11 protein-coding genes are annotated in these 17,253 nt (G+C 53.9%); 10 read left to right on the top strand and 1 reads right to left on the bottom strand.

The window, feature by feature from the left end:
• The first annotated feature begins 15 nt into the window (after positions 1-15).
• The 4 genes from QTL79_RS02915 (at position 16) to uvrA (ending at position 7,741) form a co-directional block, all read left to right on the top strand.
• Positions 16-1,185, top strand: a complete 1,170-nt coding sequence (locus tag QTL79_RS02915; protein WP_346353438.1) for a S41 family peptidase — start codon at positions 16-18, stop codon at positions 1,183-1,185.
• Positions 1,186-1,311: 126 nt separating this feature from the next.
• A complete protein-coding gene (locus QTL79_RS02910; protein WP_346353437.1) occupies positions 1,312-2,547 on the top strand; it encodes a PDZ domain-containing protein in 1,236 nt (411 codons plus the stop codon).
• Positions 2,548-2,699: 152 nt separating this feature from the next.
• Positions 2,700-4,766 (top strand): excinuclease ABC subunit UvrB, encoded by a 2,067-nt coding sequence (gene uvrB / locus QTL79_RS02905; RefSeq protein WP_346353436.1) that lies wholly within the window; start codon positions 2,700-2,702, stop codon positions 4,764-4,766.
• 140 nt (positions 4,767-4,906) lie between these two features.
• On the top strand, positions 4,907-7,741 hold the full coding sequence (gene uvrA, locus QTL79_RS02900) for an excinuclease ABC subunit UvrA (protein ID WP_346353435.1): 2,835 nt from the start codon (positions 4,907-4,909) through the stop codon (positions 7,739-7,741).
• Positions 7,742-7,895: 154 nt separating this feature from the next.
• Here uvrA and QTL79_RS02895 read toward each other — a convergent pair whose 3' ends face one another.
• Positions 7,896-9,275: an acetyl-CoA carboxylase biotin carboxylase subunit gene (locus QTL79_RS02895; protein ID WP_346353434.1), complete on the bottom strand. Its 1,380-nt coding sequence runs from the start codon at positions 9,273-9,275 to the stop codon at positions 7,896-7,898.
• 239 nt (positions 9,276-9,514) lie between these two features.
• Here QTL79_RS02895 and uvrC point away from each other — a divergent pair, with 239 nt between their 5' ends.
• The 6 genes from uvrC to QTL79_RS02865 all read left to right on the top strand — a co-directional run bounded on the left by uvrC (position 9,515) and on the right by QTL79_RS02865 (position 17,150).
• The gene (uvrC, locus tag QTL79_RS02890; protein WP_346353628.1) at positions 9,515-11,335 is read left to right on the top strand and encodes an excinuclease ABC subunit UvrC; all 1,821 of its coding nucleotides are present in this window, start codon (positions 9,515-9,517) and stop codon (positions 11,333-11,335) included.
• Positions 11,336-11,519: 184 nt separating this feature from the next.
• Complete coding sequence (locus QTL79_RS02885; protein ID WP_346353433.1) at positions 11,520-12,077, top strand: LemA family protein; 558 nt, start codon at positions 11,520-11,522, stop codon at positions 12,075-12,077.
• Positions 12,078-12,280: 203 nt separating this feature from the next.
• Positions 12,281-13,054, top strand: a complete 774-nt coding sequence (locus QTL79_RS02880) for a TPM domain-containing protein (protein ID WP_346353432.1) — start codon at positions 12,281-12,283, stop codon at positions 13,052-13,054.
• A gap of 83 nt (positions 13,055-13,137) precedes the next feature.
• Positions 13,138-13,296 (top strand): rubredoxin, encoded by a 159-nt coding sequence (gene rd, locus QTL79_RS02875; protein WP_346353431.1) that lies wholly within the window; start codon positions 13,138-13,140, stop codon positions 13,294-13,296.
• Positions 13,297-13,634: 338 nt separating this feature from the next.
• Positions 13,635-13,916, top strand: coding sequence for a zinc-ribbon domain containing protein (locus QTL79_RS02870; RefSeq protein ID WP_346353430.1), 282 nt, complete (start codon positions 13,635-13,637; stop codon positions 13,914-13,916).
• A 150-nt stretch (positions 13,917-14,066) separates the two neighbouring features.
• Positions 14,067-17,150, top strand: coding sequence for a response regulator (locus QTL79_RS02865; protein WP_346353429.1), 3,084 nt, complete (start codon positions 14,067-14,069; stop codon positions 17,148-17,150).
• The last annotated feature ends 103 nt before the right edge of the window (positions 17,151-17,253 follow it).

Genomic DNA, 17,253 nt, shown 5'->3' with positions numbered 1-17,253 from the left:
ATTGAGGTGGATGGATTGAAACGCAGCAAACTCATTATCAGCGCGATTCTTTTGGTGTTTTTGACGATGACCGGCACGGTGGGCGGCATGCTTTATTTGATGGGGCTCGATACCGGCGATTTTGGCGCGGTGCTTCGTCTGCAGCGGACGATGAAGATGCTGCGCACGCAGTATGTGGAGCCGGTGCAGAGTGAAATGCTGGTGCAGGGTGCGATCCAGGGCATGGTTAAATCGCTCGGCGATCCGCATTCCCTGTATATGGATGAAAAAATGTATAAGGAATTTCTGCTCGAGACCAATGGTTCCTTTGGCGGAATCGGCGTTGTGATCGGCGTCAAGGACAAGATGCTGACCGTTGTCGCGCCGATTGAAGGAACACCGGGCGAAAAGGCCGGCATCAAGAGCGGCGACCAGGTGCTGCGCATTGACGGCAAAGACACCAAAGACATGGCGCTCGACGAAGCGGTCGGTAAGATTCGCGGCGACGAAGGGACGAAAGTTGTCTTGACCGTGCGGCGCGGCGAAGAAGAGCCGAAAGAGTATACGCTGACTCGAGCGAAGATTGAAATCAAGACGGTGGCGGGAAAAATGCTGTCGGGTGACTTGGGCTATATCCGCATCTCGATGTTCAATGAACATACCGGCGCCGATTTTGATGCCAAATTCCGTGAACTTGAGCAGGCTGGTATGAAGGCGCTGGTTCTCGATTTGCGCGATAATCCGGGCGGACTGCTCGATCAGTCGGTAAAAGTGGCCGGAAAAATGGTGCCGAAAGGCCCGATCGTCTCGGTCGTGACGCGCGACGGACAGCGTGAAGTGCATTCTTCGACGCTGCAGGACGCCAAGTACAGCGTCGCGGTACTGGTTAACGGCGGCAGCGCAAGCGCCTCGGAAATCGTTGCCGGAGCGCTGCAGGATACGGGCGTCGGCGTGTTGGTCGGCAGCAAGACGTACGGCAAAGGCTCGGTGCAGACGATTAAACCGATGCTGATTAACGGCGGCGCCGTCAAACTGACGATTGCCAAATATCTGACGCCGAAAGACCGTTCGATCAACGGCGTCGGCATCGAACCCGACATCCCGGTCGAAGGCGGCAAGGAAGCGGGGCAGAATGACCTTGTCTTAGAGAAGGCGATCGACGTTTTAAAAATGAAGCTGGCGCAGGGCGCGTCGGCGGTGCAATGATAAAAACAGCTGATGCGGCAGAGGAATGCCGCATCAGCTGTTTTGTTATAGAGAAGTTTATGATATAATATGAGGAACATATGTTTGGTGCGTGAAACCCTTTAGAGAAAAAAGGGGGGCGTGACGATGGAAGTGTTATACTCTCTGGGTGCGATGATTCTTTTTACGGTTGGAGCGGTTTATCTGCAGCCGGTCTTTTGGCTGATCATCTTCTTTGTCTGGCTGCAGCAGCGGCGCAGCGCCAAACAGCAACGGCTGATGTTCGGTCTCTCCGGTTTTCAGGTCTGGCGTCACACGTTGCGCGCGCTGCTCTTGGGCAGCGCGGGCGGTATTCTTGCCAGCCTGGTCATTGCGCTGATCGGCATCGATCTTGGTCGCTTGGGACTCGCTTATATCTGGCCGGTCGCGATCGCACTTCTGCTGATCGATCTGCGTCTGCTTTGTTTTGCTTATGCGGGCGGCCTGATTGCCCTTTGTCATCTGATCACCGGCTGGCCGGACGTCGATGTTGCGCAGCTCGTTGCACTGGTCGCGGTGCTTCACCTGACCGAAGGTTTGTTGATTTATGCGAGCGGGCAGGACAGTTTTCTGCCGGTTCTCGTTCAGGGTAAGAACGGAATTGTCGGCGGCTTTAGTCTACTCAATTTTTGGCCGCTGCCGTTGGCGCTTTTACTGGCAGTTCCGCTGCAGGAGACGCAGGTGCTGAGCGGCACACTGGCGATGCCTGCGTGGTGGCCTGTTTTCCCCGCGGCGTTGGCGCCGCCGGAACAGTTGACCTATTTGCTCTTACCGGTTGTTGCCGCGCTGGGCTATGGCGATCTGGCGCTCGTTTGTCCGCCGGAAGAACGCGGGCGACGCGCGGCCGCGCAGCTTGTGCTTTATAGCGTCAGCCTGCTTGCTTTGGCGCTGCTTTCGTTAAAATGGCCAGTTTTTGCTTGGCCGGCGGCGCTCTTGGCTCCGCTCGGACACGAAGGCATGGTGCAGTGGCAGATGCGTCGTGAACTGAAGGGCGAAGCGCGTTACGCACCGGCGCAGCGCGGCGTGCTGATCCTGGATGTCGTGCCGGGCAGCCTGGCAAGTCGTGCCGGTTTGCGGCGCGAAGACGTTATTTTGGCGGTGGATGATCTTTCGCTGCATTCGAGGGACGATTTCTTTCTTGCGCTGACGCTTTCAGCGCAGTGGCCGCAGGAACTTTTGATCTTGCGCGAAGGCCGGGTTTTCAGCATCCGGCAGACCTGGTCGTCGGATCTGACGGCGCTCGGCCTGCTGCTCGTACCCAATCGCCCGGTCGGCGCGTATCTGACTCTAGCGCAGTCCAGTCTGCTGAATAAGGCTTGGAATTGGCTGCAGCGAAAGTTTTGATTTCACCACGAAAAAAAGAAGAAAATAGTCTCTTTCCCTCTTCGCGTCAAAACCACGGCACGTTTTTCTTGAGCAAAAACAACTTGGTTTTTGACAGGATATATCATATAATATCTATCAATGGAAAATTGTTCGTGATATGAGGTGCAATTATGGCAACGGTACCAAAGTTGAATACGATAACCCGCGAGGGCGGAATTCCTTTTCGTGTCGAAGCGCCGTTCGTTCCGACCGGCGACCAGCCGGAAGCGATTCGGCAGCTGACGGCCGGCGTTGAGCGTGGCGAGCGTTGCCAGGTTTTGCTTGGCGCGACCGGAACCGGTAAGACGTTTGCGATGGCTAAACTGGTCGAAGCGGTGCAGCGTCCGACGCTCGTCATCGCGCACAATAAAACGCTGGCCGCGCAGCTGGCCAGCGAGTTCAAGGAATTCTTTCCGAATAATGCGGTCGAGTATTTCGTCAGTTACTATGATTATTATCAGCCGGAAGCGTATATCGCGCAGACGGATACCTATATTGAAAAAGATGCGTCGATCAACGATGAAATCGATAAGCTGCGTCACTCCGCGACCAGTTCGCTCTTCGAACGCCGCGATGTAATCATCGTAGCCAGCGTATCCTGCATTTACGGCCTCGGTTCGCCGGAAGAATACCGCGACCAGGTACTGTCGCTGCGCCAGGGACAGATGCGCGACCGCGATTCGGTCCTGCGTAAATTGATCGCGATTCAATATGAACGCAACGACGTCAATTTTGTCCGTGGCAAGTTCCGCGTACGCGGAGATGTGGTCGAAATTTTTCCGGCTGCTTACGGCGAGCGGGCGCTGCGCGTCGAATGGTTCGGCGATGAGATCGAACGGATTTTGGAAGTGGATGTCCTGACCGGTCAGATCTTGACGGAGCGCAAGCATATCGCGATTTATCCGGCGTCTCACTATGTCACGTCGCGAGAAAACCTGCTGCGCGCGGCTACAGATATAGAAAGCGAACTGGCGGAACAGCTGGCTTCGTTTCGCAGCCAGGGCAAGCTGCTTGAGGCGCAGCGCATCGAGCAACGGACGCGCTATGATTTGGAAATGATGCTGGAAATGGGCTATTGTTCCGGCATTGAAAATTATTCAAGACATTTGACCGGACGCAAGGCCGGCGATCCGCCGTTTACGCTGATCGATTATTTCCCCGATGATTTCTTGATCTTGATGGATGAGTCGCATGTCACGCTGCCGCAGATCCGCGCGATGTATGCGGGGGACCGGGCGCGCAAGACCGCGCTGGTCGAAAACGGCTTTCGTCTGCCGTCGGCCTATGACAACCGGCCGTTCACGTTTCCGGAGTTTCAGGAGCGCGTGAATCAGGTCGTCTATGTCTCGGCTACGCCGGCCAAGTTTGAAATGGAAGAGGCTCACGGCCAGGTCGTACAGCAAATCATCCGTCCGACCGGACTGGTCGATCCCGAAATTGAAATCCGCCCGATTCCCGGCCAAATGGATGATTTGCTCGCTGAAATCAAACGACGCAGCGCCAACGACCAGCGCGTGCTTGTCACGACGCTGACGAAGAAAATGGCGGAACATCTGACCGAATATTTGAAGGAAATGGGCATTCGCGTGCGTTACCTGCATTCCGATATCGCGACGATTGAACGGGTGGAAATCATCCGTGATCTGCGGGCCGGCGAATTCGATGTCCTGGTCGGCATCAATCTGCTGCGCGAAGGCCTCGATTTGCCGGAGGTCAGTCTGGTGGCGATTCTCGATGCTGATAAGGAAGGCTTCCTGCGTTCCGACACGTCGCTGATTCAGACGGTCGGCCGCGCGGCGCGTCACGTCGAAGGACGCGTCATCATGTATGCCGACAAGATAACGGATTCGATGGCGCGGGCGATGGAAGAGACGAAACGGCGGCGTGAAGTGCAGATGGAATACAACCGACTGAACGGCATCGAACCGAAGAGCATCATCAAGAAGGTCAAGGAATTGATTGAAACGACCAAAGTGGCCGAGGAAAGCGTGTCCTATCATAGCGGCCGGGTGGAAACGATGAGCCGCGACGAAATGGAAGATTTGATTGCGGCTTGGGATAAAGAAATGCGCGAAGCGTCGCGTAAATTGGAATTCGAACGCGCGGCCGAGCTGCGCGACATGATACTGGAACTGCGCCAACGCCTCGGCGCGGCAGGAACTGTAAAGAAAAAGGCGACTGGAAAGCGGAAAAAGTAATGGGGATTTTAACACGAAGAGACGAAGAAAATCAAAAGGCACGAAGAAATAAAAATGCATTTCTTCTATTCTTTATTTTTCACTTCCCATCTTCGTGTTAAAAATCCGTCGCATCCTAAATGAGAAAGAAGGAAATGGTTGTGCAGGAAAATATCATCATTAAAGGCGCCAGGCAGCATAATTTAAAAAATATCGATCTGGAAATACCACGCGATAAGCTGGTTGTCATTACCGGACTCAGCGGTTCCGGAAAATCGTCATTGGCCTTTGACACGATTTATGCCGAAGGGCAGCGACGCTATGTCGAATCGCTCTCGGCATATGCCCGTCAATTTCTCGGACAGATGGACAAACCGGATGTCGATTACATCGAAGGCTTATCGCCGGCTATTTCGATCGATCAAAAGACGACCAGCCGCAATCCGCGTTCCACGGTCGGCACGGTTACGGAAATTTATGATTATCTGCGCCTCTTGTACGCTCGGGCCGGGCGGCCGCATTGTCCGACCTGCGGCAAAGCGATCAGTCAGCAGACCGTAGAACAGATGGTCGATCAAATCACCGCACTGCCGTCGGACAGTCGGATCATTTTATTGGCGGCCGTTGTGCGGGGCAAAAAAGGCGAACACCAAAAAATCCTGGCCGACATTCGCAAGCAGGGCTTTGCCAGAGTGCGGGTCGATGGTCAGGTGCTCGACGTCAACGAAGAGATTACTTTAGAAAAAAACAAGAAGCATACGATCGAAGTCGTTGTCGATCGGCTGGTGGTCAAGGAAGGCATGGAAACCCGTTTGGCCGATTCGCTGGAAACGGCGCTGCAACTGGGCGAAGGAGTCGTTGGCGTCGATGTGGTCGGCGGCAAGGAACTGGTCTTCAGCCAAAATTTTGCCTGTGTGGAGTGCGGCATCAGTCTGCCGGAAATTGCGCCGCGCCTTTTTTCTTTCAACAGCCCATTTGGCGCCTGTCCGGTCTGTACCGGACTCGGCAGCAACATGGAACTGGATCCCGAGCTGGTGGTACCGGATGGGGAGAAAGAGTTGCAGGACGGCGCGATCGCGCCGCTCAGCAAAAATATGAATTCTTATTTCATGTGCCAGTTGGAAGCGGTGATGAAAGAACATGGCTATGGTCTCGAAGTCACCTGGAATGAGTTGCCGGAGGAACTGCAGAAATTGATTCTGCACGGTTCCGGCAATCGACGCTTCTCCTTCCAATATGAGAACATGTACGGCGACAACAAAATGTATCATACGCCGTTCGAAGGCGTGATCCCGATGTTGAACCGCCGCTATATGGAAACCAGTTCGGACTGGTCGCGCGAGGACATCGAGGCTTATATGACATCCAGTCCCTGCCCGGCCTGCGGCGGAGCGCGTCTCAAACCGGAGGCGCTGGCGGTGAAGATCGGCGGTCAGGATATCTACCAATACACCTGTCTGACGATTGCCGAGGCAAAGGCGTTTTTGGACGGCCTGGAGCTGACGGAGCGCGAACAGAAAATCGCGCAGCAGATTTTGAAAGAAATCAATGCCAGACTGGGCTTCTTACTGAATGTCGGCCTGGAGTACCTGACTCTTGATCGGGCGGCCGGAACGCTGTCCGGCGGCGAAGCGCAGCGGATCCGTCTCGCGACCCAGATCGGTTCCGGCCTGGTCGGCGTGCTTTATATTCTTGATGAGCCGAGCATCGGCCTGCACCAGCGTGACAACAATCGTTTGCTGGCGACGCTGAAACATCTGCGCGACATCGGCAATACGTTGCTGGTGGTCGAGCACGATGAAGACACGATGTATGCGGCCGATCAGATCATTGACATCGGCCCGGCGGCCGGAGCGGCCGGAGGGCAGGTGGTGGCGCAGGGAACGGTCGATGAGATCTGCCGGACGCCGGAGTCGATCACCGGACAATATTTGAACGGCAAGCGTTATATTCCCGTGCCTTTGAAACGGCGCAGCGGTACAGGGAACTATTTGGAAGTGAGGAAAGCGCGGGAAAACAACCTGCGTTCGATCAATGTGAAATTTCCGCTGGGCGTCTTTACTGCGGTGACCGGCGTGTCCGGTTCGGGCAAAAGTACGCTGGTCAATGAGATCCTCTATAAGGGGCTGGCGAATCGTCTGCAGCGCGAAAGCCGCCTGCGCGCCGGTGCGCATGACGACATCCGGGGCCTGGAGCATGTCGACAAGATCATTGACATCGACCAATCGCCGATCGGGCGCACGCCGCGCTCCAATCCGGCAACGTACACCGGCTTGTTTGATTCGATTCGTGAACTGTTTAGCCAGACGCCGGAAGCAAAGATGCGCGGTTACAAGCCGGGTCGCTTCAGCTTCAACGTCAAAGGCGGCCGTTGCGAAGCCTGCCGCGGCGACGGCATCATTAAGATTGAAATGCATTTTCTGCCCGACGTCTACGTGCCGTGCGAAGTTTGCAAGGGCGCGCGCTATAATCGTGAAACGCTGGAGGTTCATTATAAAGGCAAGACGATTTCACAAGTGCTGGACATGGTAGTCTCCGATGGCGTAGAATTCTTTCAGAACATACCGAAGATCCACCGCAAGCTACAGGTGCTGCAGGACGTAGGACTGGGCTATATCAAGCTGGGCCAGCCGGCGACGACGCTGTCGGGCGGCGAGGCGCAGCGCGTCAAGCTGGCCACGGAACTGGCGCGACGCAGTACCGGCAAGACGCTCTATATTCTCGACGAGCCGACGACCGGCCTGCATACCGCGGACATCCACAAGCTGCTGGAAGTGCTGCAGCGTCTGGTGGACGGCGGAGATACGGTGGTCGTGATCGAACACAATCTCGACGTGATCAAGACGGCGGACTACATCATCGATCTCGGGCCGGAAGGCGGCAGCGGCGGCGGTATGATCGTCGCGAAAGGCACGCCGGAACAGGTCGTAAAAGTGAAACAGTCCTACACCGGCCAATACCTCGCGCCGGTCCTGGCGAAAGGGATAAAAGAATAAAGGGTGAAAAAGGTGGAGTTTTAACACGAAGAAAAGAAGAAAAAGAAGAAAAGGAGAGGTTTGAATTTCTTTAATTCTTCAGCTCTTCCCCTCTTCGTGTTGAATCGTAACTCCATAAAAAAGCGACCACCTAGCGGCGGTCGCTTTTGATAACCTATCTGTGATGATGGATCAGTTTTTCTTCCGCTTCTGCAGGGGAGCTGTCTTTGGCTGGGGTCATCCGCTTATAGATGAACTGCGTATCGATATTGCCGCTGCAGAAATGGGAGTTATTCAGGACTTCCAAATGAAAGCCGATATTCGTCTTGATGCCGGAGAGACGGAATTCGGAGAGGGCGCGGCGCATGATCTTGATCGCGTCGCCGCGGGTGCGCCCGTGTGCGATGACTTTGGCGATCATCGGATCGTAGTAGGGCTGCACGGTCTCACCGGCGCAAACTCCGCTATCCACGCGAACACGGGGGCCGCCGGGTTGATGGTAAAAGTCGATCAAACCGGGCGACGGACGGAATTCATTTTCTGGATCTTCCGCATTGATGCGGCATTCGATCGCGTGACCGATAAAATCGATGTCTTCCTGTTTCTTATTTAACGGTTCACCGGCCGCAATGCGGATCTGACGGCGAACCAGGTCGATGCCGGTCACCATTTCGGTGACCGCGTGTTCCACCTGGATGCGCGGATTGATTTCCATGAAGTAGAATTTTCCGGTGCGTACGTCAAGTAAGAATTCGACTGTACCGAGATTGGTGTAATGGATACTTTTCGCCGCACGAATCGCAAGTGCGCCGACCTTGTGACGCATTTCCGGCGTCAGGGCGCTGGACGGTGATTCTTCAAGGATCTTTTGGTTGCGTCGCTGCAAGGAACATTCGCGTTCGCCGACATGCAGGACATTGCCGAAGTTGTCGGCCATAATCTGCACTTCAATGTGGCGGGCTTCCGAAATATAAGTTTCCAGGTAGAAACCTTTATGACTGACGTCAACTTTTACCAAAGCGGATAATAATTCGGCCTGCGATTGTGCGACGTACATCGATTTGCCGCCGCCGCCGGAAATGGGTTTTAAGATGACGGGGTAACCGATTTCTTCCGCCATACGGCAGGCGTGATCGGCGCTGCTGATCGGCTCACTGCCGACCGTCATCGGCAAACCGGCGCTGCGCATCGCTTCGCGGGCCGCGTCCTTGTTGCCTACCTGGCGGATGGTTTCTGCGTGCGGACCGACAAAAATCAGTCCGGAGTTCGTGACCTTTTCAGCAAATTCGGCGCTTTCCGAGAGAAAGCCGTAACCGGGATGAATGGCCTCTGCCTTGGCTGCTTTTGCCGCCATGATGATTGCGTCCATGTTCAGGTAGCTCTTGGCCGGATCCGCCGGACCGATGTGATATGCCTGATCAGCCAGCTTTACATGCAAGGCTTCCGCATCCACGTCGGAATAAACTGCAACGGTTTCGATTTCCAGCTCCTGACAGGCCCGGATGATTCTGACCGCAATTTCGCCGCGGTTGGCGATTAGTAGTCGTTTGAACATCGAAGTAGACCCCCCATTTGCATCAGCAAAAATTTTTACTGTGTTAAAAAATAAACTAATAGTTTTCATTATAGTATAGGAAAAGCGATTCCACAACCGATAATGTCAATGTATACAAAGAACAACGAGTTGTCAGAAAGCAATGAAAACAAGGCTTGCAAGCGATTCGTTATAGGCAGATACTAAGAGTAGGTGTTTGACAGTGAAAGGAAGAAAGGACGAGCAGGATGGACGAAGAAATCAGAGAAAAAATCAAAGAAAAATTGCAACATCTGCCGGAAAAACCAGGCGTTTATCTGATGAAGGATCGCGGCGGTCATATCATCTATGTCGGCAAAGCCGTTGTTCTGAAAAACCGTGTGCGTTCCTACTTTCAATCGCATAAGAATCACTCGCCTAAAGTGAAAGCGATGGTCAGTCGGATTGAAGATCTCGAATATATCGTGACCGGCAGCGAAGTGGAAGCGTTGATCCTGGAATGCAATCTGATCAAGCAGCATCGGCCCAAATACAATATCAGTCTGCGCGACGACAAGACCTACCCGTATATCAAAGTCAGTCTGCAGGAGGAATTCCCGCGTCTATACGTTGCGCGGCGCGTGGCGAAGGACGGCGCGCGCTATTTCGGGCCGTATACCAGCGCCGGCGCGGTGCATGAAACGATAAAACTGTTGCGCAAGATGTTTCCGTTGCGCAGCTGCCGGACGCTTGAACAGCGTCGTCCTTGTTTGGAGTATCACATTAAGCGTTGCCTGGGCCCTTGCGCGGGATTCGTTGAAGCGGCGCCCTATCGTCAGATGGTGCAGGATGTCTGTTTGCTTCTGGAAGGTCGCAGCGATACGCTGGCGCGTGAGTTGAAACGGCGTATGGCCGAAGCGGCGGAGGCGATGGAGTTCGAACGCGCCGCCCGCTTTCGTGACCAGTTGGCGGCGGTCGAGCAGATTACCGCACGGAATAACGGTGTGACCGGTGCAGGCGATCAGGATGTGATCGGTATTGCGCAAAGTGAAAATGGCAGTTGCGTACAGGTGTTTTTTATTCGCAGCGGCAAATTGGTGGGGCGCGATCATTTCCTTTTGACGGGAGCGGGATTGGATGAAGAACAGGCTGATGTTTTGACGGCTTTTCTCAAGCAATATTATAGTCAGGCCGCATTTATTCCCCGGGAAATATTATTACCGACTGCACTGCCGGAGGCGGAGTTGATTGCTGGTTGGCTGGGCGGACTACGCGAAGGCAAGGTTGAACTATTGGTGCCGCAACGCGGCAGCAAACGAGATTTAGTGACAATGGCTGCGGATAACGCATCCACCGTTTTGGCGGCGGAGAATCTGCGCCTCGCCGCCAAGATCAGGTTGGAAGACGGGGCGATCGAACAGCTTGCCGATGCGATCGGCCTGAGCGAAGCGCCGCAGCGCATCGAGTGTTTCGATATTTCCCATATCCAGGGCGCGGAAACGGTGGCATCGATGGTTGTCTTCCAAGGCGGACGACCGCATAAGGCCGCCTACCGAAAATTCAGGCTGGCAAGCCAGGACGGCAAACCGGATGATTTCAATTCGATGCGCGAAGTCGTCGGCCGTCGCTACAGCGGTACGCCGAAGGACTTGCCGGATCTGATCATCATCGACGGCGGTAAGGGCCAGCTTTCCTCGGCGCTTGAAATCATTCGCGCTGCGGGACATTATCAGATACCGGTCGTTGGACTGGCGAAAGAATTCGAACATATCTTTCGCGAAGGCGAAAGCGAGCCTGTCATCCTGCCGAAGGAATCGGCGGCGATGTACCTTGTGCAGCGCATTCGCGACGAGGCGCATCGTTTCGCGATCACTTATCACCGTAAATTGCGCAGCAAGCGTAATGTCGCCTCCGTACTCGATCATATCGAAGGCATTGGGCCGAAACGAAGGCAGGCGCTCTGGCAGGCGTTTGCCAGCATCGAGGAAATGCGCGCGGCGACGCTCGAACAGCTGTGCGCTGTTCCCGGCATGAACCGCAAGGCCGCGGAAGAGATGCAGAATTTCTTTCGCGCTACGGAGCAACGGCGGCAGGATGGTTAATAAAAGAATGGTTAATGGCAGGACGGGCAGAACGGCTAGAAGCTTTTTGAGCCAGGAGCCCTAAGCCAATAGCTACGAGACAATCCGCCTGAGTCTCATCTTCGCGTGACAAGTTGCTTCGAGTCGTAGTACAATGAAAGGGAATTCTGTGCAATAAGGCACAGCATCTAAGGAGGAATTTAAAATGAACAATAAAGCATTGTGGATAGTCCTGGCTTTAGTCGCGGTGATCGCTATAGGCGCTTTTTCCAGCTATAACGGTCTGGTCGGCATGAACGAAAGCGTTAACGGGAAATGGAGTCAGATTGAAAATCAGCTGCAGCGACGCGGCGATCTGATTCCGAATCTGGTCAATACGGTAAAAGGCTATGCGGCGCATGAACAGGCCGCAATTCAGGCTGTTTCGGATGCGCGTGCCAAATTAGCGGGCGCCCAAGGCCCTGCAGCCAAGGCGCAAGCCAACAGCGACATGAACGGCGCGCTTAGCCGTTTGCTGATGGTGGCGGAAAATTATCCGAACCTGAAAGCGGATGCCAGCTTCAAACAACTGATGGATGAACTGGCCGGCACAGAAAACAGAATCGCGGTAGCACGCAAAGATTATAACGATGCGGTGCAGGTCTACAATACGAAGATAAAATCCTTGCCGACCAGCATCTTTGCAGGCGCATTCGGTTTTACGCAGAAAGAATACTTCAAAGCGGACGAAGCTGCCAAAGCAGTGCCGCAGGTTAAGTTTTAACGATGCGATAAGGATAAGTTTTTAACACGAAGACACAAAGCGTGAAGGAAGAACGGAAGACTTTTTAGAGGCGAAGCGCTTCTTCAACAGGGCAGATATTATCTGCCCCTTCCCAGCTTCGTGTTGAAAAAATATGCTTTGCTTTTATTATTTTAGAAAGCGAAGATCTGCCGTCCAAAAGGGTAGATAGAGGGGCGATGGATATGAAACGATGGTTGTCTGCCTTGCTTCTCCTGCTTTTGCTGATGAGTTGGGCCGGTGCGGCGGGAGCGGAAACGCCGATTCCGCCGCGTCCGACATCCAGCATTTACGTACAGGACTATGCCGGCGTATTGGGAGAAGAAGCGAAGGGGCGCATCCGTTCACTAGGTGCGAAGCTTGCTTCGCAAACGAAGGCGCAGGTCATTGTCGTGACGGTTCCGACACTGGACGGCGCAAATCCGGATGAATTCGGACTTGCGATCTTGCGTCAATGGGGCGTCGGCGATAAGACGTTGAATAATGGCGTCGTGATGCTGGTCGCGGTTCAGGATCGGGTATCGCGCATTGAAGTAGGCTATGGTCTGGAAGGCGCATTGCCGGATGGCAAGACAGGGCGGATCCAGGACGAAAGCATGGTGCCGTTCTTTAAGCAGGGAAAATATGAAGCCGGAATCGTCAATGGCTATCAGGTGCTGACGACGGTTGTGGCGAAAGAATACAACGTGGATCTAAAGGCCGGCGGCACGCAAACCGCGCCGGCCAAACACTCCGCAAACTGGTTCGATGATCTGCCGACCTGGGTCAAGGTCTTGGCTGCGCTTGGCCTGATCGGCTTGCTTTTGATTGACTGGCTGTTTTTGGGCGGCAATATCACGTCGCTGATCATCCTGATTCTAACGATGGGACGCCGAGGCGGCGGTGGCGGAAGCGGCGGAGGCTCCGATGGATTTGGCGGCGGCAGCGGTGGCGGAGGCGGTTCCAATCGCAACTGGTAGAAAAAGATACAGAATGTTAGTTGCGAATGTTTATTGATTATGGTAAAATGGAGCCAGTAAAAAAATGAAGAGGAGCGAAGCAAATGGAAAAATGGGTATGTGTAGTATGCGGCTATGTCTATGACGAAGAGGTCGGCGATCCGGACAGCGGTATTGCAGCGGGAACCAAATTTGCCGATATTCCTGATAACTGGGTCTGCCCTCTCTGTGGCGTTGGCAAGGATCAGTTCGAAAAGCAATAAGAAGTGTGAACACGCGAATGACAATCGTCTCCGCGTGTTTTTTATGCTCTTTTGCAGTTCCGATCCGTAGGAGCAGCGAAGGCGCTGAAAAATATTCGACAACGCGAATGTACACTGGAAGTGGAATAAAATCCATTTGTTTTGTGAATTTTGGAGCGTTGTTTATACAGAATTTTTCCTCTTTACATTTATATAAAAATAGATATACTAGAGGTGTAGCCATGAAAATTGGTTTCGCGAGCTAACTTATGCTCCTGCTCAAGAGAAGTCCTTGGCATGGGACGTAGTGGACTCCAAACCGTTCTGGCCCAATATTTGTCCTGAGGAGGAGTTTGAACATGTACGAAGACAAAACAATGACCTGTAAAGAGTGTGGTGTGGAATTCATTTTCTCCGCATCCGAACAAGCGTTCTACGCTGAAAAAGGTTTCGCTAATGAGCCGGGCCGTTGCCCGACTTGCCGTGCAGCTCGCAAGCAACGCACTGGTGGCGACGCTGGCCGTCAACGTGAAATGCATGATGTCGTTTGCGCCGCTTGCGGTGTGAACACCCAAGTGCCTTTCCGTCCGAGCAGCGATCGTCCGGTATACTGCCGCGATTGCTTCAGCAAAGGTCGTTAAGATTTAGCAAAACAGAGCCCTTCGGGGCTCTTTTTTTTATTGCTTTTGCAATTAGCGGAACGAAAAGAGCAGGGGAAATTGGAATAATATAGAAAAACACAAAGAGATGCGTTGAATGGTCGGCTAAAGCCGGAGTAAGGAGGCGACGAGATGGGCAAAGTGAAAAGCAGCATCCGCCAACGCCTGATCTGGAGCATCAGTTTTTTGGTGACCGCATTATTGTTGGCGATTGCCGGCGGAACCTACGCCTACTTTTGGCATTCGGCAAAGCAATTGATCCTGCAGCAGCAATTTGCACTGGTCTCCAGTATGGCGCAAGGCGTCGATACGGATATTTCCGTTTCTTTGGAGAGTTTAAGCAATGTGGCCGCCGTTGCGCCGAGAGATGTCATAACCAATCCGGCAAAAGCGCAGACGTGGCTTGATAATCGTACCGGCATTCGGACGGTGTTCACGCACAGTATGATCCTGCTGGATAAAAATGGCGTCTTAATTTCGGCGTCACCGGCCAGGCCGGAGATTTACGGTAAATCGTATGCCTACCGTGAGTATTTTAAAGAGAGTATGCAAAGCGGAAAGCCTTATGTCAGCGCGCCATTTCAGACAGTAGTGAACGACAATCCGGTCATCATGATGACAGCGCCGATTTATGATGCGCAGGGCGAAGTGCTGGGACTGCTTGGCGGCGCAATCGATCTTTACAACAAAAGCGGCTTTTTTGATGTTGTGCGGGCGACGAAGGATGGAGAAACGGGCTATTTGTATATGTTTGCGCCGGATCGGACGTTGATCATGCATCCGGAGATGTCGCGCATCATGAAACAGGATGCCGCAGCGGGGAAAAATGAGTTGTTTGACAAGGCGCTGCTCGGTTTTGAGGGATCGGGCGAAACGATCAATTCCAATGGCGTGCCGATGCTGGCTTCTTTTAAACGCCTGCCGACGACCGGTTGGATCCTGGCGGCCAATTATCCTCTCGAGGAAGCGTACCAACCGATCCGGAATTTCATGAATTATTACTTGACGGCGATGCTGCTTGTGCTGCTCTTTAGCGTCGGGCTGGCGCAGAAAATCGGCGCCGGAATTGCGCAGCCCTTGGCCGAACTGACGCTGAAGATCCATAAAATGGCGCAGCCTGGGGCGGATCGCCAACAGCGTTTTAGCGCGAACGATATTCCAGAACTTGAAATGCTGCGCAATGCGGTGAATGCGCTGTTGGAGGAACTTGTCCGCCGGGAGCGGGAGCTGAAGGCCAGCAACCGTCAGTTGAATGAAGCGGCCTGCCAGGCGAAAGAATTAGCGCTCCAGGCGGAGGCCGCCAATATTGAGAAAAGTTATTTTCTCGCCAATATGAGCCATGAGATCAGAACGCCGATGAACGGTATCCTCGGTTTCATGCAACTGCTGGCGGATACGCCGCTTTCAGAGGAACAGGCGGAATATGTGCGGACGATGGAAGCTTCGACCGATACCTTGCTTGCGATCATCAACGATATTTTGGATCTGTCAAAGATCGAAGCCGGAAAAATGGAACTGGAAGAGATTGATTTTGATTTGCGGGCGACGGTCGAAGGGGCGGTGCTGCCGCTGGTTGCCCGCGCCAGAGAAAAAAAGCTCGAGCTCAATCTTCTGATCAAAGGCGATGTGCCGCAATTTGTCAGCGGCGATCCGACGCGGTTGAAGCAGGTGATCATCAATCTGATCGGCAATGCCGTAAAATTTACCGATTTTGGCGAAGTCACGCTGGAAGTCGAGCGTGATGCGGAGCGAATCCGTTTTGCTGTACAGGATACCGGAATCGGCATTGACGGGCCGACGCTGCAAAAACTGTTCAGGCCGTTTGTACAAGGGAACAGTTCGGCAACGCGTTATTACGGGGGGACCGGTTTGGGACTGACGATCTGCAAAAACATCGTCGAGCTGATGGGCGGCGAAATCGAGGTGCAAAGCCAGCTCGGACGCGGCAGCCGCTTCAGTTTCAGCCTCCGTTTGCCGCCTGCCGCCAATCAGGTGGCAGCGTGCGAACTGGACTATGCCGTCTTGCAAGGCAAGAAAATCATGGTGGTTGACGACAATGCGACTAATCGGGGCATTGTCAAAATGTACCTCAAGGATGTAGCGTGTGAAGCGAGCGAAGCTAACAGCGCGGCCGCGGCGATTGCCGCTATCGGCCAGGACGGAGAGCTGGCGTGCGATCTGTTTTTGATCGATGCCAATATGCCGGGCATGAACGGCTATGAATTGGCGGCTATGCTGAAGATGATTCCGGGGACGCGTGACATTCCAAGAATCCTCTTGACGTCTGCGGCAGTAAAGGGAGAAGCGAAAAAGGCGCAGGAAAAAGGCTTTTCCAGTTATTTGGCCAAGCCTTATCGGCGCAGAGAGCTGCTCGACTGTATGGCGATGGTTCTGCAAGGCCGCAGCGCGGGAGCGAAGGAAAGCGTTCCGTTCGTCACGCGCCATTCCGTGCAGGAAGTCGTCTTTAACAAGCGGCTTAAGATTTTACTGGTCGAGGACAACGAGGTCAACCGAAAATTCTTCATCCGCCTTTTGCGCTTGAAAGGGCTGCGCTGTGATATCGCGGTCAATGGTGAAGAAGCGCTGCGCGCTTGCCTGGCCAAGTCGTATGACATGGTATTCATGGATTGTCAGATGCCGCTGCTCGATGGCTACGAAGCGACGCGGCGCATCCGTGCGGCGGAAGGCAGCGCGCGGCATACGCCGATCATTGCGCTGACTGCGAATGCGATGGCCGGCGAGGCCGAAAAATGCCGGGCGGCCGGGATGGACGATTATTTGAGCAAACCGCTGGAAGTGGAGCGCTTATTAAGCGTAATCCTTCGCTACTCCGCCTCCTGTGGCGAACCGAGCGCGGCAAACGAATATGAGGCGGCCGTGGAACGTCTGATGACGGAAGTCGGTTTCGAAAAGGAAACCGCGACGGAACTTTTGCGCGAGGGGCTGCCCGGCATCGCGGCATTGCTCACGGAGCTGGAGACCGTGTTGGCGGCGCAGCAGCAGCCGGAGGCAAAGGCGATATTGCACAAGATAAAGGGAGCCGCGGCCAGTTTGCGCATTGATGAAGTCGCCGAAATGGCAAAAACGGCGGAAACATCGATCGAGGGCGGCGAAGTGGAAAAAATTCCGGCGCTGACGGCGAAGTTGAAAGAATGTCTCGCAGGAATCGCCGCGCAAGAGGCGGCGGGAAGCGGAAGAAATGTCGGAATTGAGTGACGAATCTTGCTATTTGAACGGTTCGTAATAAATTTCACTTGCCCCTGTACAAAGCGGAAAGGCAAGGATATAATTTGAGTTGGGTTCACATCTATATACTCTA

Source organism: Azotosporobacter soli (assembly GCF_030542965.1).
Taxonomy (GTDB): Bacteria; Bacillota; Negativicutes; order SG130; family SG130; genus Azotosporobacter; species Azotosporobacter soli.
Note: the sequence above shows the minus strand (reverse complement) of the source record. Positions and strands in the feature narration are given on the sequence as shown.